The sequence below is a fragment of the Bacillus sp. NPDC077027 genome (assembly GCF_050269555.1).
Lineage (GTDB): Bacteria > Bacillota > Bacilli > Bacillales > Bacillaceae > Bacillus.
The window spans coordinates 203,714-227,582 of the sequence record NZ_JBNNIO010000004.1 but is presented as its reverse complement, the minus strand read 5'-3'; the positions used below and the strand labels follow the sequence as shown (position 1 = coordinate 227,582).

At 34.5% G+C, this 23,869-nt stretch carries 17 protein-coding genes; 3 read left to right on the top strand and 14 right to left on the bottom strand.

The annotated features are described in order from the left end of the window. The first annotated feature begins 5 nt into the window (after window positions 1-5). Window positions 6-350 carry a DMT family transporter gene (locus tag ACQKEZ_RS15625; protein ID WP_427302320.1) on the top strand — a complete coding sequence of 115 codons (345 nt, stop codon included), beginning with the start codon at window positions 6-8 and terminating at the stop codon, window positions 348-350. Next, complete coding sequence (locus ACQKEZ_RS15620) at window positions 351-665, top strand: DMT family transporter (protein ID WP_427302319.1); 315 nt, start codon at window positions 351-353, stop codon at window positions 663-665. Window positions 666-726: 61 nt separating this feature from the next. Here the strand turns inward: ACQKEZ_RS15620 and ACQKEZ_RS15615 are convergent, their stop codons facing one another. The 3 genes from ACQKEZ_RS15615 to ACQKEZ_RS15605 all read right to left on the bottom strand — a co-directional run bounded on the left by ACQKEZ_RS15615 (window position 727) and on the right by ACQKEZ_RS15605 (window position 7,864). Then, entirely contained in the window at window positions 727-993 is a 267-nt protein-coding gene (locus ACQKEZ_RS15615; RefSeq protein WP_427302428.1) for a hypothetical protein, read from the bottom strand. 67 nt (window positions 994-1,060) lie between these two features. Next, window positions 1,061-1,663, bottom strand: coding sequence for a class D sortase (locus ACQKEZ_RS15610; RefSeq protein WP_427302317.1), 603 nt, complete (start codon window positions 1,661-1,663; stop codon window positions 1,061-1,063). 18 nt (window positions 1,664-1,681) lie between these two features. Next, window positions 1,682-7,864 carry a SpaA isopeptide-forming pilin-related protein gene (locus tag ACQKEZ_RS15605; protein ID WP_427302316.1) on the bottom strand — a complete coding sequence of 2,061 codons (6,183 nt, stop codon included), beginning with the start codon at window positions 7,862-7,864 and terminating at the stop codon, window positions 1,682-1,684. A 683-nt stretch (window positions 7,865-8,547) separates the two neighbouring features. On the opposite strand from ACQKEZ_RS15605, the gene ACQKEZ_RS15600 reads away from it, so the two are divergent. Continuing rightward, window positions 8,548-10,059, top strand: coding sequence for a helix-turn-helix domain-containing protein (locus tag ACQKEZ_RS15600; RefSeq protein WP_427302314.1), 1,512 nt, complete (start codon window positions 8,548-8,550; stop codon window positions 10,057-10,059). 176 nt (window positions 10,060-10,235) lie between these two features. On the opposite strand, the gene ACQKEZ_RS15595 is transcribed toward ACQKEZ_RS15600, so the two are convergent. The 11 genes from ACQKEZ_RS15595 to rlmD all read right to left on the bottom strand — a co-directional run bounded on the left by ACQKEZ_RS15595 (window position 10,236) and on the right by rlmD (window position 23,856). Next, the gene (locus tag ACQKEZ_RS15595) at window positions 10,236-11,438 is read right to left on the bottom strand and encodes a DUF1835 domain-containing protein (RefSeq protein ID WP_427302312.1); all 1,203 of its coding nucleotides are present in this window, start codon (window positions 11,436-11,438) and stop codon (window positions 10,236-10,238) included. 153 nt (window positions 11,439-11,591) lie between these two features. Then, window positions 11,592-12,422 carry a DNA alkylation repair protein gene (locus ACQKEZ_RS15590; RefSeq protein ID WP_427302310.1) on the bottom strand — a complete coding sequence of 277 codons (831 nt, stop codon included), beginning with the start codon at window positions 12,420-12,422 and terminating at the stop codon, window positions 11,592-11,594. Between the two features lie 175 nt (window positions 12,423-12,597). Continuing rightward, a complete protein-coding gene (locus ACQKEZ_RS15585; RefSeq protein ID WP_427302308.1) occupies window positions 12,598-13,149 on the bottom strand; it encodes an NADPH-dependent FMN reductase in 552 nt (183 codons plus the stop codon). Then, entirely contained in the window at window positions 13,146-14,378 is a 1,233-nt protein-coding gene (locus ACQKEZ_RS15580) for an MFS transporter (protein WP_427302306.1), read from the bottom strand. The genes ACQKEZ_RS15585 and ACQKEZ_RS15580 overlap by 4 nt, the downstream gene beginning before the upstream one ends. 4 nt (window positions 14,379-14,382) lie before the next feature. Continuing rightward, on the bottom strand, window positions 14,383-16,494 hold the full coding sequence (locus ACQKEZ_RS15575; protein WP_427302304.1) for a hypothetical protein: 2,112 nt from the start codon (window positions 16,492-16,494) through the stop codon (window positions 14,383-14,385). Between the two features lies 1 nt (window position 16,495). Next, complete coding sequence (locus tag ACQKEZ_RS15570) at window positions 16,496-17,404, bottom strand: NAD-dependent epimerase/dehydratase family protein (protein ID WP_427302302.1); 909 nt, start codon at window positions 17,402-17,404, stop codon at window positions 16,496-16,498. A gap of 21 nt (window positions 17,405-17,425) precedes the next feature. After that, window positions 17,426-18,490, bottom strand: coding sequence for a pyridoxal phosphate-dependent aminotransferase (locus ACQKEZ_RS15565; protein WP_427302301.1), 1,065 nt, complete (start codon window positions 18,488-18,490; stop codon window positions 17,426-17,428). Window positions 18,491-18,494: 4 nt separating this feature from the next. Beyond that, window positions 18,495-19,175, bottom strand: a complete 681-nt coding sequence (locus ACQKEZ_RS15560) for a class I SAM-dependent methyltransferase (protein ID WP_427302299.1) — start codon at window positions 19,173-19,175, stop codon at window positions 18,495-18,497. After that, window positions 19,175-19,768, bottom strand: coding sequence for an NAD(P)H-dependent oxidoreductase (locus tag ACQKEZ_RS15555; protein WP_427302297.1), 594 nt, complete (start codon window positions 19,766-19,768; stop codon window positions 19,175-19,177). Before ACQKEZ_RS15555 ends, ACQKEZ_RS15560 begins: the two co-directional genes overlap by 1 nt. Then, a complete protein-coding gene (locus tag ACQKEZ_RS15550; protein ID WP_427302295.1) occupies window positions 19,752-21,518 on the bottom strand; it encodes a hypothetical protein in 1,767 nt (588 codons plus the stop codon). Before ACQKEZ_RS15550 ends, ACQKEZ_RS15555 begins: the two co-directional genes overlap by 17 nt. A gap of 955 nt (window positions 21,519-22,473) precedes the next feature. Then, window positions 22,474-23,856, bottom strand: a complete 1,383-nt coding sequence (rlmD, locus tag ACQKEZ_RS15545) for a 23S rRNA (uracil(1939)-C(5))-methyltransferase RlmD (protein ID WP_427302294.1) — start codon at window positions 23,854-23,856, stop codon at window positions 22,474-22,476. Between the last annotated feature and the right edge of the window lie 13 nt (window positions 23,857-23,869).

Genomic DNA, 23,869 nt, shown 5'->3' with positions numbered 1-23,869 from the left:
CTCCTGTGAAAAGAAGCTGGATTTATGTTGGATTAACATGTTTATTTGAATTAATTTGGGTATTTGGCCTAAATAAAGCAGATGCCCTATGGCAGTGGGCTATTATTATTTGCCTCATTCCTGTTGATTTTTATTTTTTAATGAAGGCCTGCGAAAAATTACCGACTGGAACGGTATATGCGATCTTTGCAGGTGTCGGTACAATTGGAACTTCTATTATGGATTTTGCATTGTTTGGTGGTTCTTTTTCAGTAGAAAAACTGCTGTTTATGGGAATTTTAATTGTCGGCATTATCGGTTTAAAAGTATCAGATGTGCCAGAAAACATCCAAAAAGGAGAAGCGATATAAATGGGTTGGCTTTTTGTCCTGGTAGCCTCCGTCTGTGAAATCGGCGGTACGGTTGGACTCAATTTATTTAGTAAACAAAAGAAAGTGAGCACTGGCTTATTATTTGTCGGCGGCTTTGCGGCATCGTTTTTATTTTTATATGCGTCATTTTCTTCCGTTCAAGTGTCTATTGCCTATACAACTTGGATCGGACTTGGCACTGCTGGATCAGTACTCGTTAATATGCTGCTCTTCAATGAGCCGAAAAACCTGATCCGATTGCTGAGTTTACTATTGGTCGTCGTTGGTGTTGTTGGTTTGAAATTGTATGCGTAAACGTCTTTACTACACAAAAAAAAGGAAAGGAGCATCTACTCCCTTCCTTTCTTTGTTGCATTTAATGAACCATCCCCTGCTCATTCAAGATATCAATTGCGTAAAATGACTCGCCCTTTTCATCTAATAACAAGTACACCATCAAGGGATCTACCATGTATGTTGTCTGCTGGGTGAACAAAACACAGGTGAATTTTTCGACGCCAATCGGCAGCTTTTTTTTCAATAAAGGGTGAAGAATTGGTGATGTTCTGATGGTATCAACATCAACTAGCCAATGCTCACCTTTTAATGATGGATAATGCTCATCTAAAAATTGGTGTAACATTTCCTTTGTACGCAAGAGACACTCACTTCCTTGTCATTGAAATCAATTAGGCTGTGTACAATCATCGCTACATACTCTTACCTTTTTTGGCGTCTATTCGTATCCCGTTTAAGACAAAACGTTGCTTACCATCAAGTGTGCAAGTGATCAAGGTGATTTCATTTTTTTGCTGATCCTTTAACACATCAACCTCATTCGGTTCAATGATGGCAGATCTGACAATTTGATACGTATATGTCTCGTTGCCATGACGCAATAGCACTTTGTCTCCTTTAAGCACTTCTGGCAACTTGCGAAAAAGCCGATCCCCTCTATAGCCTCTATGACCTGCAATCGCAAAATTCCCTTGCCCTGGTACTTGATGAGGTTTGATTTGTGTAAGTGCAATACTCAGATTCTCTTCTGACGTGACAGGCAGCACCTTTTCAATTAAATCAATAGAGGGAATCTCTAGCTCCATGACATTGTTTAGCTCTTCCTCTGATACTGTTAAATGTTTAATTGAAGAAAGATCAGCAGTGTCGTTGTTATTCCCTTCGATCATGTCTAATGCACGTTCCATTGCAATGACCTCTTTATTTTTTTGCCATTCATACAAAAGAGGGACCGATATCACAATAAGACCTACGAGTACAAGTAAACTACCTACCAAGATTTTCGGTTTCCACAATAGACTCGTTCCTTTCTTTTACTGGTCCGTTCTTCTTTTTCTTCTGACAACAAGAAGAACTGTCCCTATGGCAACAAAGAAAATACCTGCATACATGAAATAGCGCATCCATTCTTCTCCGGTCTTCGGAAGTTCACCGTTTGTGTTGTAAGGTGGTTTTTGATTACTTGAACTAGGTGGATTTGGCTGTTTTTGATCACCTTTGTTTGAATTAGGTGGATTTGGCTGTTCCTTCTCGATCTCCACCGCTGTGTTTTTAACGATGATGGTCTTGACATCCACTTGGTTCATTTCAATCGTAAACCGGATTGGCTTTTTCAAAGCCACATAGCCGTTCGGTGCTTTCGTCTCTATGAGCGTGTAGTCACCTGGTTCAAGCCCTTTCGTGATTGCTTCTCCGTCTTTTCCAGTCGTCACAGATTGGATCGTTTTTCCGTCTTGTCGACTGATTTCAAATGTTGCCCCTTTTAAGGTTCTATCAGTTTCGCTGTCTACTTTTAAAATGCGTAAGCTTCCTAATACCAATTGGTTTTTCACCGTCAATTTAAGCGTTTCTTGCTGATTTTTAGCAATTTTAAATGGAATCGGTTTATCATCTTGCTGATAGCCATAAGGTGCCTTTGTTTCAACAAATTGATATGCTCCTGGTTTCAGGTCATCGACAGTTATTTTGCCATCTTGATCTGTCACAAGTGCTCTCTTCAATGACTTTCCTTCTTTATTCAGAAGAGAGAATTCCGCTTTTTCAAGAGCATTCCCCTTCTCATTTACTTTGGTCAGTTCAACTGAGCCTGTCGTTAGCTTGTTGATGACTTCTACTTGCGTCGGTTTGTCTTGCCCTAATTGAATTGCAAATGGGATCGGTGTTTCATCCAAGTCATAGCCTGCAATACTAGATGTCTCGACAAACTGATAATGCCCTGGCTTTAGGTGATCGACAGTCAACTGACCGTTTCGATCCGTTTTCAGCCCTTTCTTTAGTTGTTTGTCTTTGTCAGTTATTAGATCGAAGGTCACTCCAGCTAGTGGCTTGCCATCTTCCCCTTTTTTCTGAAGTGTCACAGAGCTGGTCATACGGACATTATCCTTTGTGACTTTTACAATCTTCTGCGGGTTAAAATTGATCTTAAACTCGACTGGTGATTGATCCAATTGGTGACCAAATGGTGCTTTCGTTTCGATCAATTGGTATGCCCCAGGCTTCAGATCGTTTACAGTGATGATTCCTTTCTCATCAGTGTTCAAACCAGACAACAATTCTTTTCCTTTTTCATTCAAGAGCTTAAATTCTGCTCCTTTTAGCACTTCTTTTTCTTCCCCTAATTTTGTCAATTCAACTGAACCTTTCTTCAGTTGATTGATTGCTTCAACGAGTACGGGTTCATTTTGACCAAGCTCAACCTCAAATGTAAGTGGGTTTTGATTTAACTCATAACCATCAATGCTTTTTGTTTCGACAAATTGATACGTTCCCGGTTTGAGACCTGAGAAAGTAATCTTTCCTTCTTCATTCGTGGTTAGTCCTTCTCCTCCTGCAACAACCTTTCCACTTTCTTCAAATAAATCAAAGACGACACCTTCTAATGACTTGCCATCTTCCCCTTTTTTCTGTAAAACGACACCGCTTGTTTTGCGGGTATTTTCCTTCGTTACTTCCACCATCTTTTGAGGATTAAATGGAATGGCGAATGTCACAGGTGTTTCATCTAATTCATGACCAAATGGAGCCTTTGTTTCAACAAATTGATAGGTTCCTGGCTTGAGATCACTTATCATGATCTTTCCATCTTGATCTGTCATTAAATTGGTTTGCAGTTCTTCTCCATCTGCATCTAAAAGTTTGAACTCCGCTCCCGCAAGCGCTTCATTCTTTTCACCAAACTTGATTAACTGGACTGCTCCAGTCTTCAGGTCATTGATGACTTTAAGAGTTGTTGGTGTGTCTTGTGCAAATTCGATTGTAAATAGGTACGGTGTAGCCTTCCTTTTATATCCTTCAATGCTTTCTGTCTCTACCAACTGGTACTTGCCTGGTTTGAGGTTGTCGATCAGCAATTTGCCATCCTGATCTGTTTTTAAATCCTTGCGAATGACTTCTCCATTCTGATCATGGACTTCAAAGTGAACACCCTGAAGCGTCTTACCATCTTCTCCCTCTTTGGTTATCTCTAATTCACTCGTTTTATACATGTTCTTTTTCGAGATTACCACCGGCTCTTTCGGATCGAATGGCACTTCAAATTTGAGCGGTGTATCATCTAATACATATCCTTCTGGTGCTTTTGTTTCCACAAATTGATACGTCCCAGGCTTGAGGTGATCGATGACGATCTTCCCTTTCTCTCCTGTCACAAGCTGACTTTGCAATTCATGCCCATCTTCGTCTAATAGCTTGAATTGTGCACCCTCTAGTAATTCTCCGCCTTCACCGGTTTTGCTTAGCTCCACTGAACCTGTGCGAATTTCATTCATGGCTGTTACAAGTGTCGTTTCGGTTTGATTCTGTTTGATCGTAAACGGCCATTTTTGAACATTTAATTGATAGCCTTTTGGCGCTTTTGTTTCAACAAAATAATAGGACCCAGGTTCAAGGTCTTTTATGAGAATTTCCCCGTTTTCATCCGTTTTCAAATTTGTTTGTAATGGATCTCCTGCTTCATTTTGCAGTTCAAATTCTGCATTCTCTAACGTGACACCAGTTTCTTTGTCTTTTTTCGTCAATTCTACATGCTGTTTAATTTCTTGGTTCTGTACTGTGATCACAGTCCCAGATTTTGTTTGATCTCCTGATTCGTATGGATGGTCGATTGTCACATACATCGTTTCATTGTTCTTTAGATAACCATCAGGTGCATTCACTTCTGTGACCGTATAATCACCGTACAAAAGGCGATCAAATATGAGGCTTCCCTCTTCATCTGTCGTCTTTGTTCCAATGACTACCCCACTAGCAGCATCTGTCAGGGAGAAGCTCGCTCCTTTTAGCGCTTTTCCACTGCTTGCGTCCGTCTTTTTGATGGTTAAAGCGCCAATGTCACCCGTTCCATCTCCCATTCCAGCCGTACGTTTTACTATAATGGATGCTTCTGATTCTTTCTTTATTTCTTGAACATTTTCTCCTTTAAAAGTCACTTCATTTTGAAGCGTACTTCCAACCTTATCGAGAATAAGAGATTGGTATTCTAGAATATACGGCCGGTTGATTTCTTCTGTAAATTGGATTTGAAAGGAATCTGGATTTAGTTCTAGGTTTAGCTCATAATCCTTCCCTTTTTCTAGCTTATCCTTTTTTGTGACCTGCCCACTTTCATCTATTGTCGTCATATAAAGATGAAAGGAATCTTCTATTAATGCTTGATTACCACTCGGATTATCAATGATTGTTGCATCTTGAACCGTTGATTGACCGAAATTGATATTCAGCTTCCATTCGATGATTTTCCCATTTTGACTTCCTGATTTGCTCGTATATTTCCCACCATTAGGGATAGGTACAGTCGCATTCACATCAGATTCTTTCGTCTTTCCTTCATAGAGTGTAGCTGTATTCTCATATGCTTTCTCTACTAGATCCATTCCTTCGAGACTCGTTTTATATGTGATTTTGTATGGTGAGTCGATTGCTTTTTTGAAGATAACTTCAAATCCTGTCTCTCCTTTAGCATTTTCAAGGAAATTGATCTCGTAATCTTCTTCTGGTAAAACCTCTTTCTCTTCTGTACCGTTTTCTTCACCCTTTAGGTCAAGTGAATAAACGGTAATCGAATCTTTTAACAATTTCTGATTTCCTTGAATGAAATCTTCGACTCTCGCCTCATTTAGATTTTTCAAGTTGTAGTTCACACCAATGTTCCATGTGATCTCTTTTGTCACCGCATTGTATGAACCGTTCTTAAAGCCATTGGATTGAGTATAGTTGTCAGGCGTGAAAACCGATTGATTTTCCTTAGAAAAATCATTTCCATCTTCATCAATCCATTCAAGCTTCACATGATTTCGCAGATTTTTTTGATCCTTATCTGCTCTTTTCTCATAATCAAACGAAGTCGTATACGTCACTGTATGCTCGGTCTTGATTTCTTTTAAAAATTGAATATCAAACCCGTTATCATGTTCGACAATGTCATAATCAATTCCGTTCTCAAGAACCGTATTGCCTGTGATGATCTTCAAACTGTCCTTTTGTAACGTTAACCCTTCATTCGTGAATGTATCTTTTAACAAAAGATTCTTCATGATTTTTTGGTCTTTGTTAAATGTAATACTCCACGATATGGTTTTGTCTTTGTAGTTCGGTGTTCCATGATGTTTCGTCAGAATTTGTTGATCAATTCTTTGATTTGCTTGTTTTGTCTCCTTGCCAGTCGTAACGGTATTCACAATATTTTCAGCATCAAAAATACGCTCAGTGGCTTTTGTTTGATATGTGATGAGATATGCTGATTGAATATCATGGTTGAATTGAAGAGTAAACCCGTTTTGATCTCCATTTTTTTGATCTTGAATTGTGTAATCGTGATAATCCTGAGTCCCTGATTCAGCGCCATTCTGATCAATCGTGACTTCCTTCACACGAAACGAATCAGAAATGAGCTCCTGCGTGCCATTAAAAAAGTCCTCCAACAGGGCATCCTTTTTGGCAATGGTTTTTTCATTGTAGTTATAACGAATTTCCCATGTAATGGTCTGAGTCACGGGATCATAATGTACAGCCTTTTTATCTAAAGGACTTCCTCTCGTCACATTCACCGTTCCTTCTGCTGAACTGATCACCTTGTCAGCAGAGACAAGCGATGCTTTATTACGAAATGTAGACTGATCTTGATCAGTAATGTCGGTCTCATAGACCAAACGATAGGCGAGGTGCATATCATCCTTAAATTCAATCGTGAAATCTTGACCGTCTGCTGTTTGACCAATTGTGTAATGGTCTTGATCAACCTCCTGACCAATTGATGTTTCACCATTTAGCTTTGTGTCAATGCGATAAAGCTTGATTGAATCTTTCTTTAATGCCTGACCGTCTTGAATAGGATCCATCAGCTTGGCTTGTTTGATATCATCTAAGTCCATATTAAAGTCAACTGTCCATTGAATGGTTTCAGCATTGTAAGCTCGATTTGGCTCTCCCTTTTTCGAAACGTTGGGACCGTTTGGGATATAAGTGATTGGAATAGTGACGATATCCTTACCTTCAATCGGGGTAATCTCTATTTCTTTTTCTTCTGTGATCACTGTTTGTTTATCTAGTTGCGTCCAGATTTGTAGCGTGCCATGAATGTTTGAATATTGTTTTACAAAATCCGTAAATTCTATAGAGGCATTTCCACTTTCATCTACAGAAAAATAACCAATGGTAACCTGGTTAAATTTCATCTCAAGACGATTTATTTTTTCATAAATCACTAATTCTTCTGGGACCTTGAAATGGAATTCATCTCCGCCCTTATAACCATGACCATTTGGAAGCGCCCACTCATAGTTAATCGAAATGAGCGAGTTGATATCAGGGGCATCCACTGGATTTCCTTGCTGATCTTCATACGTTAAATGAGCATCGGTGAGAATATTTTCTGTAATAAGACTATTTTGCACAGCATTTTGTAGTCCTATTTGTTGAGAGAGCTTTACTTTATTCGTGAGAATCTCTTCTTCATTATTTTGTTTTTGTTCAGTTTGAGTGTCTTCATGTATCGTGCTTGAATCTGTATCGTCTGCGGAATGATCTTCTGCAGACTGATCTTGTTTTTCTTTGTTATTTGTTTGTTTTTCCTGTTCTTCTACATTGGTTACTTCAATGTCTATTGAACCTTCTATACTTGGATCAAGTTCAATATCTTCTTTAAATATAATCGTCACTTCATTTTTTTTAGAAATTGTGTAATCTCCAACATGTATTTCATTGACGATGATTGAATCTTTTTGTTCTTTTTCTACCTGTATCGACGAAGGCAGAGATAGGACATACGGATGCCCTTTCTTCGCGTCGATTCCTTTCAGTGACCAATGAACAATGGCTTTACTGATGTTTTGCTCTTCATTGTTTGATACAATGTTTCCTTCGCCATCAGCAAACTCAATGCCGCGATAAATTTCTTTGTGGAATTCTTCGGCTTTTACATTCCCTAAAGGGAAGATTCCTAATATACTCGACTGTATGATTAATAACACAATGAGAGACAGCGATAAAATTCTTTTCAATACGACCACCCTTTTTTAAAAATTAATTTCCAAACAATGTAAAATCACTTATGATTGATCTATAGACTCACTCCGCCTCTATATGTTATTTTTTCAAATTGATAGCACCCTTAAAGACCTTATGCATTCTAAGAGGTGAATAATACTTCATATTCAGGATGCACATTGATTTGAATTGGCCTGTTTGTGGTTGTGTAAAAATGGGGGGATAAAGAGGAATCATGATATGAACAAAATTTTCATCATCTACAACATTTAATACATGCTTATATAAGCATGTATTCATGTACTATTCAGAAATATGAAAATCCAGATTATTTTGAGTGTAGTGAAACTTCGATAACAGCAGCAGCATTCAGCGATCTTTCATTTCGCTGACCCCCTACAATATGTTAATCAAAAATCTCAAGCTTTTTATTCTTACATTTGCCATCTTGCTAGCAAAAAACTAAACAATAATTCTAAACAGATCCATTTTTATTATATTTATGGTTTTTTTTAATGCTTTTATAAGAAAAACATGCCAAATAAACCAATAACATTTGTTTTCGTCTAAAATTTTTCTCTCTTATAATGAAAAAAAAAGACAAAAGGATATATACCAGAGATTACAATCATTTCATGCTTGTTCTGACATCAACATATGGTTTGAGAATAAAAAATGGGAAGGAGTTATGACCTTAATGGAACTCATTGATAATAAATCAAAAAGATGGATACAAATATTAAAACTGCTTGTATCCAGAAATAAGTGGTGGACTTTTCAGGAAATAGCTGATGAGAAGATTGGCTCTGTTCGTGCCATTCAGAGTGATCTAGAGCAAATGAAGACCTTTAAAACAGAGGATGGAGAGCCTTTAATTCGCATGAAGCCAAGACAGGGTGTCTCTATTTGCTTTAAACAGAACTTACGAGTGGACTACTATATAAAAGAAATTTTAAAAGATAATATTGAAATTCGATTGATACATGGCATTTTTTTCGAACATAAAATGTCTTTCCACAAATGGATGGAGACGCTAAATATTAGCAGATCCACTTTGTATAACACGATAAATAAAATCAATACCGCGCTTGAAGAATATGACATCGAATTACGTCCGGATAGCATGCAATTCTATGGTAATGAGAAAGAAATACGGCATTTCTTTGTCGAATTCTTCTTTGAAATTTACGGTAACAGACTTTGGCCATTCGATCAGATTAACAAACAAGACACAGCTGACCTCTTACAAGACTTATTTCAGATTCTTGGAGTAAATGTTCCTGATGTCGCCATTGATAAATACTGTCTGTGGTTTGCAGTATTTGTTCATCGAATCAGACAAAATTTTACAATCAAACGCAAGTTTACATACTCCATGCTTGAAGAAAAACAAACATCAGAAGCAAAGGTCGTATCCAATAAGATTAGTGCATGGGAAGAACATATTCGCGAAAAGGCTAAACAAAAATTTAATATTACGTTGGATCATCATGAATTTGTATTCTTATTTTTAATTGAGCCATCCATTGGGCACTTTAAATCAATTGAGTCCATTCAAGAGAAGCTCGCATTTTTCCGTTTGCATACACCTCGTCTATATGAAGCTATTCAATCATTTATTGATCAACTGGAGTTGATTTATCATAAAGAAATCAGTAATCGCAAATTACTGTCACTACTTTTGCTACAATATCATGTATACACGAACGAAATTACTGGAAGAGACGGCTTCCTTTTCAAAAAGAAAGCACGTTTTGTGGAAGAGGTGAAAAAGCAGCTTCCATACTTCTATTCAAGGATCACTAATATGATCCAACAATTAAAAACAGATGATATATTAGCACCCTTTGTCAGAAATCAGCAAGAATTGATATGTATGATTACTTCAAACTGGAGAGGACTTGTTCAATTAGAAATGGAACGAAAAACACATGTCAATATCTTCGTCACTTCGACTTTAGGATATAATCACAGCCTGTTTATTGCGGATTTGATCAAAACGAGTGCGGTTCACCCCATTCAAATTTTTACCAGTCCGGAAAATTTTTTAAATGAATCTTATATGGCTCAATCTCAAATCGATTTAATCGTAACGGATACGGATCTTTCAGATCGTTGTGACCGACCCACTTTGATGATCAGTTCTTTCCCAACAAAGAAAGAATTAGACAACTTACATCGCACTTTATCTGAAATGACCAATTCGTAAATAGAATCATTGATCGCTCGCTACAAAACATTGGTGAGGCTGCTTCATCTGCAATTGATATTCCACTGGAATCGAAGACTGGCGACTCCTGTGGGATGAACTAGAATAAAATATTTGATAATTGGCATAATTCGTAGAAAATACACCTCAAAATATAATCAAAAAAAAGCAGTTCATCACTGCTCTTTCGATAAATGTTTAGCAATATGCTTTGCCGTTACAGATGGGGCATATTCGACATGATAAGTTGAACCTAATTCACTACGCACCTTTTCTGTTAACAAAACACCTGACTGATTATATTCATCTTCTAATTCAACCCCGCTTGGCAGAAGCTCATCTGTTTCTTCATCAAACCACCTGCCATATGCCATTGCCCAGCTAAATAGTTCCTGATAAAGCGCATCGCTCACTGGAAAGTCTTCAACTTCTAAATTACAACCACAATGACCGCACCAAAAAGGATCAGCACCATAGTCTCCTTCAATTCTTAAACTTTTTTCTTTTTCAAACGTACTACAGCATACATATTCATTTTGATTCTCAGCATGTTCTGTCAGTTTGATATGATAATAGCGCATTGATGTTAAACGACCTTTCATGTCAAATGCGCCTTGATTAATTAACTGTCTCAACCGATATTGCAAAAATTCATCGCTGACATACTGCTCTAAACGACCAATTACCTCACCAATCAGCCGAGTAGCCACCATGAATTCATCTGGTTTCTGTGTAGACTGTATGTTTTTTGCCATTTTGATGATAAATCCATCAAACTCATCTTCCGATACACTGATGATTTCTCCGCTTCTCCAAATTCTCAATGTATGATGTTCCTGAGCAAAAGGGACCCATTCATTTTCAAATTTTCTTCTTTCGTCACCAGTTAATGTAGTATGAGGCCATTTTTCATAGATATGTTGAAATATTTCGTGAGAGATTTCACTTGAGTTTCTTGGTGTAAATCTACTTCGTTCTACTTGTAATAACTGTTCATAAGCCTCTGACGTATTGATGATAGTGATCTCTACGTCCTTCCCCTTTAACAAATAAAGAGCGTATCTTAAACCAATTTGTTCATGGGCACTATCACACGTCCATATGATAATTTTCTCCCCACCTGAAATAGCTCTTACTTGTTCACGTGCTTTGTCCTCCATTTCAACCATGTCATCGAACTGATAAAACTCGTTTGTGACTACTTGTTTCAACCATTCAACTCGCTTCTTTCTTCCTGATGCTTCATGTAGCTGCCACAAGGGCCCAATCGAATATATATCATCAAATGCAATGATCTGTTCTTTTTGATGTCTCTTCATTTTTTTCAATGTCATTTGAAAACATCCAGCAGGTGATGCACCGAATAAAATATGTATCATGTAAATACTCCCTTTTATCTCACATTTATTCCTTATCTTCTTGTATAGATTGATGGTTCGTCAAGCAATCACTTCAAAAACCAACACAAATAGGGAAAGTGCATTTTCCTCACTTCCCCTCCTAAAGGATCTCAGCTTTCACCTAGTCTATTTTTACAAATTATCCTTCACGATGGTTCTCTTGGCTTTCTTCACAATTCTGACTGTCGCTTTTGTATCAGATTGTTTTGACCACTGTTCACACAGGCTCTCTACCCACTTTGGTTGCGTTTTGCTCGCATCATTTAGCCAGTTCCCTACAGAATCTTGAACATATGTCGATGGATCAGATTTTAATACATCTAAAATAGGAAGTGCTTTTTGTGGTTCTTGTTTTAATAGATCAATATGCTTTGTCCATACACCTCTTGGGCGAATAGCCTCTACAGAGAATCGACGAATATTTTCATCTTCACTTTTTGCCCATTCCGTTAATTGTTCTATACTTTGATCAAGCTGATGGGTGAGGCTTTCTCTCACCGACATCCAAGAAATTTCCCGAACGCCAAAATGATGATCGGCTGCAAAAGGCTGGATGTATGCCAATTTTTCTTCTAGCGAAGATGGATGTTGTTTGTTCATATATGCAGCCCAACAACGAACGCTATCTGATACATGATGAGCGCATGCTTGCATCACATCCGCTTGTTTTTTCTCACTTTCTCCCATCATCACTTCATCTAGCAAGTTCCCTATCAAACGAATTGCTTTCATTCCAGACTCCGCTTTTTGTTTGGTAACTTGAGATGAAATATAGCCTAACTGATCTTCTAAGCCGATGGATGGCAAGACATGTTGCAATAAAGAAATATGATGAACAGCCAACCATTCAGTTAGATTCACACTCTCTATTTTGCCTTGATTCAAAAGCTTCAAGACTTCGTCAGGAATGTCACTAACTTTTCTGGTCCCTTTTCGATTTAAAATATCCTCACTTATCAGCATGATGTTTTCTCCCTTCGACTATCTCCGTTGTTTGCATTCTTCAGCTTGAATTACTGAGCTCGCTATTTTGGCTACAGACTACGTATCAAAAGGACTGAGAGAAGTTTAATTTAATTAGACAAACAGAATGATAATTTACCAAATTTAGAAATAAAAATGTCTCTTGACCTTATATCTATTCACTAATACTATTTAATGAATAATGGAATGAGACTAACTCATTTACAAAAGCTTGACACCTTCTTTTTATATCTTCTGCTGCTAACTCTCCACCGATATAATCAGCTCTACATGTAGCAATTTGATTAGGTATAACGATTGAATTAAATGCTCTCATTACTATACGCAAATGATCCAATGGTTGAACATTTCTATGTTTTCCTCCCCCATTACACACTAATCCTACAACCTTTCCTTTTAATTGATCGAAATTTAAATGGTCTAGTGCATTTTTAAGAATTCCTGAATAAGAGTTATGATAATTTGGTGTCCCTATTAAAATAGCATCTGCTTTATGAATTAGATTTACAAACTTTTTAACATTTGTATCTGAATGATCTTCAGGGGACCTATGGAATTCTGGATTACAGTTCGGCATAACAAATTGTATTAATTCTATTAATTCAGTGTCAATTCCTTTACTTGATATTATCTCATCCAAGAAATTTAATAAGTTAGTTGTATGAGAATGTGGTGAGGCGCTTCCAGATATTAAGACAATTTTCATAAGTTAACCTCTCTCTTTTTAGGTATTTTGAGTTCATTTTTGTTTCCACTATTCCACAAAGATATTGCTATAAAAGTTCCTATTACAGAAATCACTCCAAAGATTAAAAACGCTAAATTAGCAGAAATATTTGATAAAACTACTCCTACAAACAAGTAAGACAATGAATCACCTATATTTCCTAAAGTTGATCTTAAAGCTAAAGTTCTCCCTAACATATTATTTGGTGTATTTGATTGTATGTAAGTAGTGAGAGTCACTCCGCTGATGACATAACTAATTCCTAATATAAAACTCATAATAAAAAGACCCATTAAATTGGGCAAAAATAATATTACAATAAAGGATATTCCTCTTATAAAATACCCCCCAAAAATCCATTTGTGAGGATTTTTAATATCTATCTTTGAAAAAATAATAGTCATGACAACTGATGAAGCCGCTATAAAGGCCGTAATATATCCAAATAGAGATTCTACATTTTCTACTTGAGCTTTTCTTAAAATTGTTGGAACTCCTAGCTGAACTATTCCTGAACTTACAATTAATTGAATTACAAAAGCAAACATCATGATACCTAGTAACTTATGTTTACTAAAAACATAACTAAAACCTTCTGCTGTTGAGGAGAAGACATTTTTTTTAGTTTTTATCAAGTTAGAGTCTTCAACAAAATGAATCCTACTAATGAAAGCTGCTGATAATAAGAATGTAAAGGAGTTTATTAAGAAAAGTGTTATGGTTGACCAATTAAAAATAAGCAATACTCCCCCTAAAGCTGGACCTAACATAGAACTTAAATTTCTGGTCATACTTAGATAAGAATTAACAGTATTGAGTTCCTTATCATTGGTAACTAGTAGTTTAACTGATGCTTGATTAGCAGGAAAAAATAAAGTTCTAAATACTGTCATTAATATACCCACTAAAATAATATATCCATAGTTTAGATAACCTAATGCATCTAGCAAAGGAATCGATAGTACTAAAATCGCTCGGATGAAATCACAGAATAACATTATCTTCTTTTTATCTACTTTATCGATAATACTTCCACTGATAAAACCAAATACAAAATACGGAATTGTTGTTAGAAATAAAACAATCCCTGATGAGAAAACATTATCTGTAACTTCAAATGCCAAGAGTGTCAATGCTAAGCTATAAAGTGAACTTCCAAATACGGATGTGAAATCTGCACTCCAAAGAAGTTTTGAATTTCTATTCATTTTGTCACCTGCTTTTAAAATTAATAGAAAATATTTCTTCTATATGTTTAGAAACATCACTTCCATTAGGCTTTCTAGAAAAATCTACGCAAAAGTAATTAATTCTTTCGCTATCTCTTAAAACTTGATTTACTGAATATTGATATGAGCTATTCTGAGACAAAAATAAAATTCTATTCCAATTTATCACTTTTGTTGCATTCATTTGAATATAATAAAGCCAATTCATAGTTGTGTTTTTGAATTTGTGTGAAGTAAGTGAAAAGTTTGAAACCCAATATATATAATAATCTTCTCCTAACTTAAACATACTATGAGAAATATTATAAATATACATATTAACTCTCATAAAATCACTCAATGTTTTAAATGGAGAACCGTTGGCAATCGCAGCCTCTTGTAACAGTAAATTTAAACTAGAGTTGGGCGGTAGTTGAATTAATATTCCAGAAAGGGATTCTTTAAGATTAACATTTACAGATTTATTTGTTCTATGGTACTCTTCAAATTTCAAATGAGAAAGTTTTTTTTCAACAGCCTCATTTAAATCAATCATATCTTTCTCAACACTATCTGGACTAGCAAGTATGAAAAGGTTCTTTAAACAAATCTCATAAACATCGAATATATAATAACTATTTATCAACTTTAACATATTAGACTTTAAAAAGTTGTCGTTATTTATATAGTATTGGTCTTGGGGTGTTATTTCTTCATCAACAGCAATTGCTATTGGTAAATCTTCTATAAACTTCTTACCAATTTTAGCTTCGTTAAAAGAAAATTCTAATAAAGTATCTATCCCTTCAAATCTTATACCTGTTAAAGAAATACCAGGAGATAATATTTTTTTTATATATTTAATAGGCATATAATGTCCAAGGCTAATACAATTAAATCGAACTAAGACTCTATACACATTTGTAAATGGAGATTTTACAAGATGCTTCTTGGGTTTTATAATACTTTTTTCAATAGTAGATTTTAGACCCGTTATGAGAACATCATGCTTACCTTTATTTATATTTGTTTGTGTGCTTTTTCTATTCTTCTTCCCCCAGGATATCTTGAAATTATATGATCCTTTAAGGAATTTAATTATATCTCCCATAAATTTTTTTATAGATTCATATCTTGGAATCTCAACGAACAATAGGTTATAATTCTCTGCCATGGATCTTAAACTACAAGATAGGGATTTTCTCACTTTATTAATATGCAACAACGCTGATGAATACTCGTTCTCAGACATGGTAGAATTGAATAATACACTAAAATACTCTTTGTAATTTTGATCTATATTTATATCAGTATGCAAATTTATAATAAGCTTATCTAATATCTTATCGATTTTAATTCTTGAATTATTAGATAATTTCACCACTGATAAACGATTGTTAAGCACATATTCTAAAAAATTTTTTTTTAATATAGTATCTTCTTTTAAAGAATCAGTATCTAATACCCATGTGTACGTATATTTAAATTGATAGCTTTCTTTGATATATTTATTATTATTGTGCTTAGATTGGTTAAACAATTCAGATTGTTCGTTTTCATACTTCTTTATAGGTTCACTAATATCCAATTCATTTAATACTTCTTTAAATGTCCATGGACCTATTGTATAAATATTAACAGAAGAACAATATTTATTTTTAATTATAGAATTTAACCTTTCTAAACGAATTCTATCGACATCTTGATATGTTCCAGGAATAGGTTTCTCAAGGGATGTCCCATAAAAGATCGTCTTATATAAACTTTCAAGTAATACTATTTTTTTATTATGTTCTCTTAATTCAATTTCATTTTTAATAATCATCTTTTCTTTATTTAAATCTTTTATACTTACCTCTAAATCCTTAATAGAGGATAAAATATTTTTACACAAATGAACCTCATTTTCTAAAACTATACTCCAATACAATGTTTTATCTCTAAAGGTTTTACCTTCGATACCAATCCCGTGCTTGTTTGCTATGTGATTACAAATCAAATGTTCTAACATATGGGCTTCACCACCATTTAAATGTGCTGAGCCAATTGGGAGTTCAAAGCATACAATACCTATTTTTAAATTGTTTATAACTTGTGTTCTTATGTTATTTATCATTTCAATCACTTTCCGTTAGCATTTTTTGTATATATTTTAATGAATCTTTAATTTCATATTGAGGTGTATATTTTATTTTTTTAAATAGCTTTTCGACATTAGTTTTAATAATAGATCCTTGGTTTTCTGAATCAGTCATTATATTCATCAGTTGAGTATTCCCAGTATTCTCAGTTACTTCAATAAAAGATTTTAATAACTCTTTTGCACTCACGACATTTCCAGTACCAACATTATAAATACCCGCTACATTGTTAGTTGCTATAAATAATTCAATAATATTAGCAATATCCCTTACATCTATCATTTCTCTCTCCTGAAAAAAATCCTCTGCATTTCCAGGTATTTCTTTAAACATTTCCCTTATATATTTACTCATCCAGTTACCGCTCCTGCTACTTACGGGACCAATTACGCCTGTTGGCCGTAGAATGATAAGTATTTCTTCCGGAATACATTCTATTAATAATCTTTCATTATATAATTTAACAAATCCATAGTTTGACTTAGGAAACACTTCCTTTTCTTCGTCCCTTTTTCCATTTCCATATATAGCAAAACTGCTAATATAGATTAGTTTTTTAAGCTTCAACAATCTTTTTGATCTAATTAAACTCCCTATCAATTTAGATTCGTTTGTTATTGCTCGCTGAGGGTCTATGATAAGAGAAGGTGTTAATGCTCCTGCACAAACAACAATATTATCTACATTAAACATATTTATGATTTCATCCAGTTTGTTAGGAGTATCTAAATATGTTTCAATAATTTGCACGTCTTGTAATCCAATTTTATTAATATAATCAAAATCAATATTTCCATCAACTATTATTACATCACTTAGATTTTTTATTAGTACAAGACCTAAATGACTTCCAATCATTCCTGAACCGATAATAAGTGTTTTCATATAATGCCTCTTTTTTTAATTTTAATTAAAGTAGTATAGGAGACGTCTCAACATCTGTTTCAATGTTTCTGTATTCATACAAAGATTAATTCTAATCCAATCATTTCCGAAATCTCCAAACTCAGAACACGACATAACTAATACATTCTTCTCTTTATAGAATAATTTAGTGAAACTAACTGAATCTAATCCTAGATCTCTTACATTTATTAAAATAAATATGCCTCCATCTGGCCTTATATACCGTACTTTCTTTGCATCTAAGAGTTTCATCGCTATAGAAAGGTTTGTGATTGTTAAACCATTCAACAACTCACCAAAGTGGGGATACTTCTCAATAAATAAATTGGCTATATCTTGTGCAATAAAGCTTGTAGACATGTGTCTATTCCAGATCCTCGACGCTAATTCATCTATCAAATCTTTATTAGCAATAATATATCCTATCCTAAATCCCGACATTAAAAATGTTTTTGAGAAACTGCTTATTACAATAGTTCTAGTTGGATCAATAGCATATGGGCTTACTACCTTATTTGTATGGTGGAATGAAGAATATACTTCATCACTTATAATGAAAGAATTATATTGATTAGCCAAGTTGCATAGTTGTTCTGTAACATATAAAGGAGCAATTTTCCCAGTAGGATTATGAGGTACATTCCATAGTATATGCTTACACCCCTGCTTCAGAGATAACTCTATATCACTTAAAGTTTTATTCCAATCACAACTCGAAATATTGTATTCATACCTATTGATTCCTTGATACATAATTTCTCTCTTGTATAAGGGAAAAGCAAAATCGGGAATCGCAATCCCAGGATCTCTGGACCCTACCAAGCTATAACAAACACTAAGTCCTAGTGATGCCCCTGGAACAATCAGTATATTCTCTTTTTTTATATCCATATTAGTGAATTGGTGTATGTTTATCCATTCTGTTATGTTATCCAAAAGTATTGTATTACCTTTATGGGGTTGATATCCTTTCCACTTTCCTAATAAAAAGGAAGCTCCTGTTTCTTTAATATCTATGGGAGGATCTATGTTTATATCTCCCATAGAAGAGTTTATAAAATTCATAAATTCACCCACTTTCTTTGTTTACCCGGCTAACTAATAAGCCGCAGTTATCGATAGGAAAATCAATAGATTTCTTAATATCTGCACATTTATTTAGGTAATATTTATAGATATTAAAGTCTGATTTGTATTTCTCAACTACGCTATCGTGTGCAAGCACTAAAGAATTATCTTTAAGTTTTGGCAACCATAGATCTAATAATTTATAGTAATCACTCTTACTATTATTTATTTCAACATCCAAGAATAGTAAGTCAATTGAATTTTTGTCATGATTAGCATGCGCTTCAAAAGCATTCATGCAGTAAATATTACCTTTTACGTCATTACTTAAAGTTCTCATATTTAATTCTGCTTGCTTACATGCTTCTTTATTTAAATCATAGCCTACTATTGTATTTTCTTTTTTTCCCACTAAACCTAATGCCAAAAACAATTGAGCGTAACCATAATAACTGCCCAACACCACAATATTCTGAATATTGATTTCAGAGGATATTGTGAATAATAACCTTTCCATAACAGGAGATATAGTTGTTGAAGGAAGAGAAATATTTCCAGAAAACATTTCCTTATATCTCCAAAACAAATCATTATTATAATTAAGTTCTTTTTCTAATACTTTCTGACGATTAGCCCACTCTATTATCAAACTAATTTTTTTATCGTTTAGGTTTTTCATCATTAAAGAGAGGCCCTTCCCATATTATTTCCGATAATCTTTCCAATTCTGTAAATTTTTTTGCTTATTTCTATCTTTTCAGACCCCTCCATTTCCCTAACATTCCCGATTTTGATCGGTTGCGTAATTTCTTTAACTGATAAACTCGAGAAAATTAATTCTACTTGTTTAGAAGCTTCTTCTGCATCTCTATATTGTGCTCCTACAATGATAGGGATAATTATTTTTTCCTTAAAAATTGTATATTCATCTTCTTTATCATATAAGGGGCCCGTAAGTAGGTTTATTAAATTAATTATTCCACCTGAAATAGTGCTCCAATAAGAAGGTAAAGCAATAACGATTAGATCATTCTCATTAATATCCAAATATAACTTATCTAAATATTCATTATTATATTCATGTGGCATTCTACCATCATAAAAAGGTAAGTTAGATTCTCGAATATCATAAATGATACAACTGTCTTTAGATTCTTTTTCAATTGCGCTAGCTAATAAATTCAGGTAGCTTCGAGTAGCTGAGGCTGTTTTTTTTTCTTTTGATGGCTTGTAACTTCCGCATATAAGAATAGCTTTTTTAGCTTGATTGGACATTATCTATGCTCCTTTTTGTAATTGAGATGAGATATTTATTTAAATCAACCTTAGGTGTATCCTCTAAATCAATAATTGGATTATAAGAAGATAGTTTAGTCTTAGGTGCCTCAAGGTTACTACTTATTGTATATTGTTTAAAGTTCCCCTCCGAATTTTCGAATATTTTATCGTAATATTCTTCTAATTCTTCTATATGACCATTTTGATTCACTTTTCTATTAATAGCTTTATTAAATCCAACAAAATGCTTGTAGGCACCAATTTTTTCTTTAACAGTTAAACAAGCATCTATACCCAATTGGAAATATTGTTTTGCCTCTTCGTAACGTTCTAAGCCAAGATTAATGTAACCCAAAGAGTAATATATCTTTTCCAAGGTATAGAAATTGTTTTTGGGTTTCAAAAGATTAGAAATAGTTTCTAGGATTGAAATTGAGAAATCAACTTTGTTGCATTTGTAAGCTAACATCGCAAGCCTATAATTGTAAGCTACCTTTAAATCAGATTGACGGTTTGAGAAGAACTCTCCCATTTTGTTTGACCATAGAGTAAATGCCTCTTCATATTTTTTATTTATTTCAAGTAAAAATGTAATATTAGAAATTAAATTGAATCTTAGATACACTGGGCCGTAACCTTTAGAAGACTTTATTAAATCCATTGCTTCAATTTCTCTTTGTAAGATATCTGTAAATTTATGAAGCTTGTATCCAGTTGAATTTTCCAGAACATCCAGAAAGCTTAGCCCGTTGTATACCCATGCTTTTTCTAATTTACCTTGGCTTGTCTCACAAGTCTTAATAATATCTAAAGCAGTATTATAATGTTTCCTAGCTAATTTAAAATCGTATAATCTCTTTGTAGCAATTAACCCGCATAAGTAGTTTAAATGTGTCTTTTCTTCTGCTTCTTCACAACATGAAAGTGCCATCAAAAAGTATTTATATGCTATTTTGTAATAGCCGATATTAGAGCATACAAGCCCTATAATTTTAAAGGTATCCGATTTCTTTTCTGAATCGAGTTGTTTCTTACAGATAAGTAATGCCCTATCATAGTTCTGCGTAATAAGTGCTTTAGCAGATTCGTCTATTAGTGAGGATCCGAAAGGAAAATCACCCCAGTTAATTTTTTCTCCATATGCTGGAATATCCGCAGACATGGTTATAGCTGGATTCGCATTATTTGCAACTCTTTTAAAGATGTCAAATCTCCCATTAATAAAAATGTCTTCTATATTAGAACTTTCCACAGTACTATCGTTTAAGACATTTTGTTTAAAGTTCCATATTAAAACAAACTCTTTTTTCGTCGAAATTTTTATTAACTGAGTAAAGAATCTTAAACTACCTCTGTCTAGCAATTCAGCATTATTTACGATAATTGCAAATTTACTCTTTGTGTCTTCTATTACCTTATAAATTAGATCTAAGTTCGCCATACACAAATCATTTAATATATTCATACTTGCATTTGATTCTCTACTTATTCTCCTTATTACACTGTATAAAACAGAATCACTTGTAACATCCATACTCGATATGTATTCATTTAGGCTTTGTTTTATAGAATTTATGTTTCGAATCTCAGAAAGATATTTTTTTTTATAATTTTCATTGAGTCTGTCCAACAATATTTCTAAGGATTCATAAGAATTATAATAATTATTATCTAAATTTACATTTATAATATTAGAGTTTTTTAAATCTAGATTTGCAGGATTCCAATAGAAACTATTCTCTCTCAATTTTTTCAATCCTTTCAATAAAAAGAAGTACAAGGTCATAATCCTTGTACTCTTTTTCCTATTTTCACCATTCAACTACTACAAGTGCAGCTTCAATTTCTTCTTCAGTTGCCTGAGAGTTATCAAAACCTAGTTGATCCAACTGTTTAAGTAGTTCTTCATTCATGTTATTCACCTCCTTCAGTGAATTTTCTTAATACATTAATTATTTAAACATTTCCAAATATTTTTTTCAACCCATTTAATGAAATTTATTCAAATAAAATGCATAATTGGTAATATATCAATATCAAAATGCATATATTTTTGACTTTATTATCAATCTAAATGTGCTGTATTCTAATAGCTATATTTTTGGAGTAAACTATGTTGTTGGTATTTTGAAGTATAGGATTGAGATTCTTTCTAACATTTTTTTCTCAGATACAGTAAAAAATTCTCCTACTATACTAATTCATTATCTCCTCCTTACGAATAGTACTCAAATTAGGTATTAACTTTTCTCTTCTTGGGATTCTGAATATCTATATCATTAGCATTGAATCAACCCGATTCTGATTTCGATAGTACATATCTCTGAAAAACTTCAAGCATGGATATCTGTACAAGGGTGAAGTCATTCCCGAGAATTCTGACTACTATTATTTTCCTGCAATCTCCTCCACAATTCTATTAAATAATTCTTATACATAATAACTATTACAAGTAGCACAAGCACCTCAGTGCCAGTATCAAACGTGTCTGATTAGCTTGTTACCTTTAACAACAAGTCCATATTTAATTAGCAATCTTAAAAGATTTTCGAAAAAAAGAAGAAAGAGAAAATCAAAAGAAGAGAGTCGTGAAATTAGCACAAAAAAGACCCAGAAATCGGAATTGTTTATTTTACCGAAATCCAGATCTGTTTAGGAAATGATTCATTTATTTTTACTGGGAAGAGTTTATTTTAATTAGATTATTTCAACGTCATCGACACAACACACTCCACATGCGCGGTATGCGGAAACATGTCGACTGGCTGAATGTAGTCAATTCGGTATTCATTTGAGATGTATTGCAGGTCTTTTGCTAATGTTGATGGGTTGCAAGACACATAGACGAATCGTTTTGGTTTGACTTTTTTCACTGTGTCTAAGAAAGTTTGTTCACAGCCTGTACGTGGCGGATCGACGACGATCACGTCTGGGCGGAAGCCTTCATTCACCCATTTTGGCAACCAATGTTCTGCTGTACCTGTCACATATGTGGCGTTTTTCATACCGTGCTTTTTGGCATTTTTCTTGGCATCATCAATGGATTCTTTGATCACGTCCATTCCCCTGACTTCTTTCGCTCCATCTGAGAGCCACATGCCGATCGTTCCAACACCACAGTATGCGTCGACAATTTTTTCTTTCCCTGTCAGTTTTGCTGCATTTTTCGCTTCATTATAAAGCTTTAATGTTTGTCTTGGGTTCAATTGAAAGAAAGCACGTGCACTTAATTCAAAGGAAATATCTCCGAGAAATTCCTGTATGACCATGTTTCCGGCAAGATTCGATGTTTTATGTCCAAAGATGACAGACGTTTTTTCGCCATTCACATTGTGCATAATCGACGTCACTTCTGGCAGACGTTGTTTAATGGCTTGAGCTATTTCTTTCTTTTGTGGAAAGTCATGTTTGGCTGTTACAAGGACGACCTGTACTTCTCCTGTTTCAAAGCCGACTCTCGTTACAATCGTACGGATGTCGCCTTTTCTCGTGCGTTCATTGTAGACTGAGACACCGAATTTCTCCAGAATCTTCCGAATAACTCCTGTCGTTTTGTTTGTTTTCGGATGCTGGACAATGCATTCTTTAATCGGTACAAGTTTATGAGAATCCATTCCGTATAGCCCTGCAATGATATCGCCACTTTGGGAACGACCAACTTGAAATTGACTTTTATTCCGGTAATGCCAAGGGTTGTCCATACCAATTGTTGATCTAATATCCAATTTTTCGATATTGAGTTTCGTGTGACGTTCAAGTGATTGAATGACAATATCTCTTTTTTCTTTTAATTGTTGTTCATATGCTAAATGTTGGAGCTGGCATCCTCCACATTGTTCATACACAGGACAAGGTGGTTTCACCCGATGTTCCGAGCGTTTCCTCACCTTTCTCACCATTCCTTCAGCATATTTCGGTTGTACTTTTGTTGCTTCTACGACAACTTCCTCACCTGGAAGTGCTCCTGGGACAAAAACAACCTGCTTTTTAAAATACCCGACACCTTCACCATTTATGCCAAGACGTTTAATCGTTAGTGGGAACTGTTGACCGTTCTTTAATAATGCACCTTGTTGCTCATTCACTTCGGTTCTCTCC

Coding starts and splice junctions, on each gene's coding strand:
- ACQKEZ_RS15565 (WP_427302301.1), bottom strand. CDS start 18,490: ATGAATTTTATAAACTCTTCTATGGGAGATATAAACATAGATCCTCCC.
- ACQKEZ_RS15555 (WP_427302297.1), bottom strand. CDS start 19,768: ATGTCCAATCAAGCTAAAAAAGCTATTCTTATATGCGGAAGTTACAAG.
- ACQKEZ_RS15560 (WP_427302299.1), bottom strand. CDS start 19,175: ATGATGAAAAACCTAAACGATAAAAAAATTAGTTTGATAATAGAGTGG.
- ACQKEZ_RS15590 (WP_427302310.1), bottom strand. CDS start 12,422: ATGCTGATAAGTGAGGATATTTTAAATCGAAAAGGGACCAGAAAAGTT.
- ACQKEZ_RS15585 (WP_427302308.1), bottom strand. CDS start 13,149: ATGAAAATTGTCTTAATATCTGGAAGCGCCTCACCACATTCTCATACA.
- ACQKEZ_RS15600 (WP_427302314.1), top strand. CDS start 8,548: ATGGAACTCATTGATAATAAATCAAAAAGATGGATACAAATATTAAAA.
- ACQKEZ_RS15575 (WP_427302304.1), bottom strand. CDS start 16,494: ATGATAAATAACATAAGAACACAAGTTATAAACAATTTAAAAATAGGT.
- ACQKEZ_RS15580 (WP_427302306.1), bottom strand. CDS start 14,378: ATGAATAGAAATTCAAAACTTCTTTGGAGTGCAGATTTCACATCCGTA.
- ACQKEZ_RS15620 (WP_427302319.1), top strand. CDS start 351: ATGGGTTGGCTTTTTGTCCTGGTAGCCTCCGTCTGTGAAATCGGCGGT.
- ACQKEZ_RS15570 (WP_427302302.1), bottom strand. CDS start 17,404: ATGAAAACACTTATTATCGGTTCAGGAATGATTGGAAGTCATTTAGGT.
- ACQKEZ_RS15595 (WP_427302312.1), bottom strand. CDS start 11,438: ATGATACATATTTTATTCGGTGCATCACCTGCTGGATGTTTTCAAATG.
- ACQKEZ_RS15615 (WP_427302428.1), bottom strand. CDS start 993: ATGTTACACCAATTTTTAGATGAGCATTATCCATCATTAAAAGGTGAG.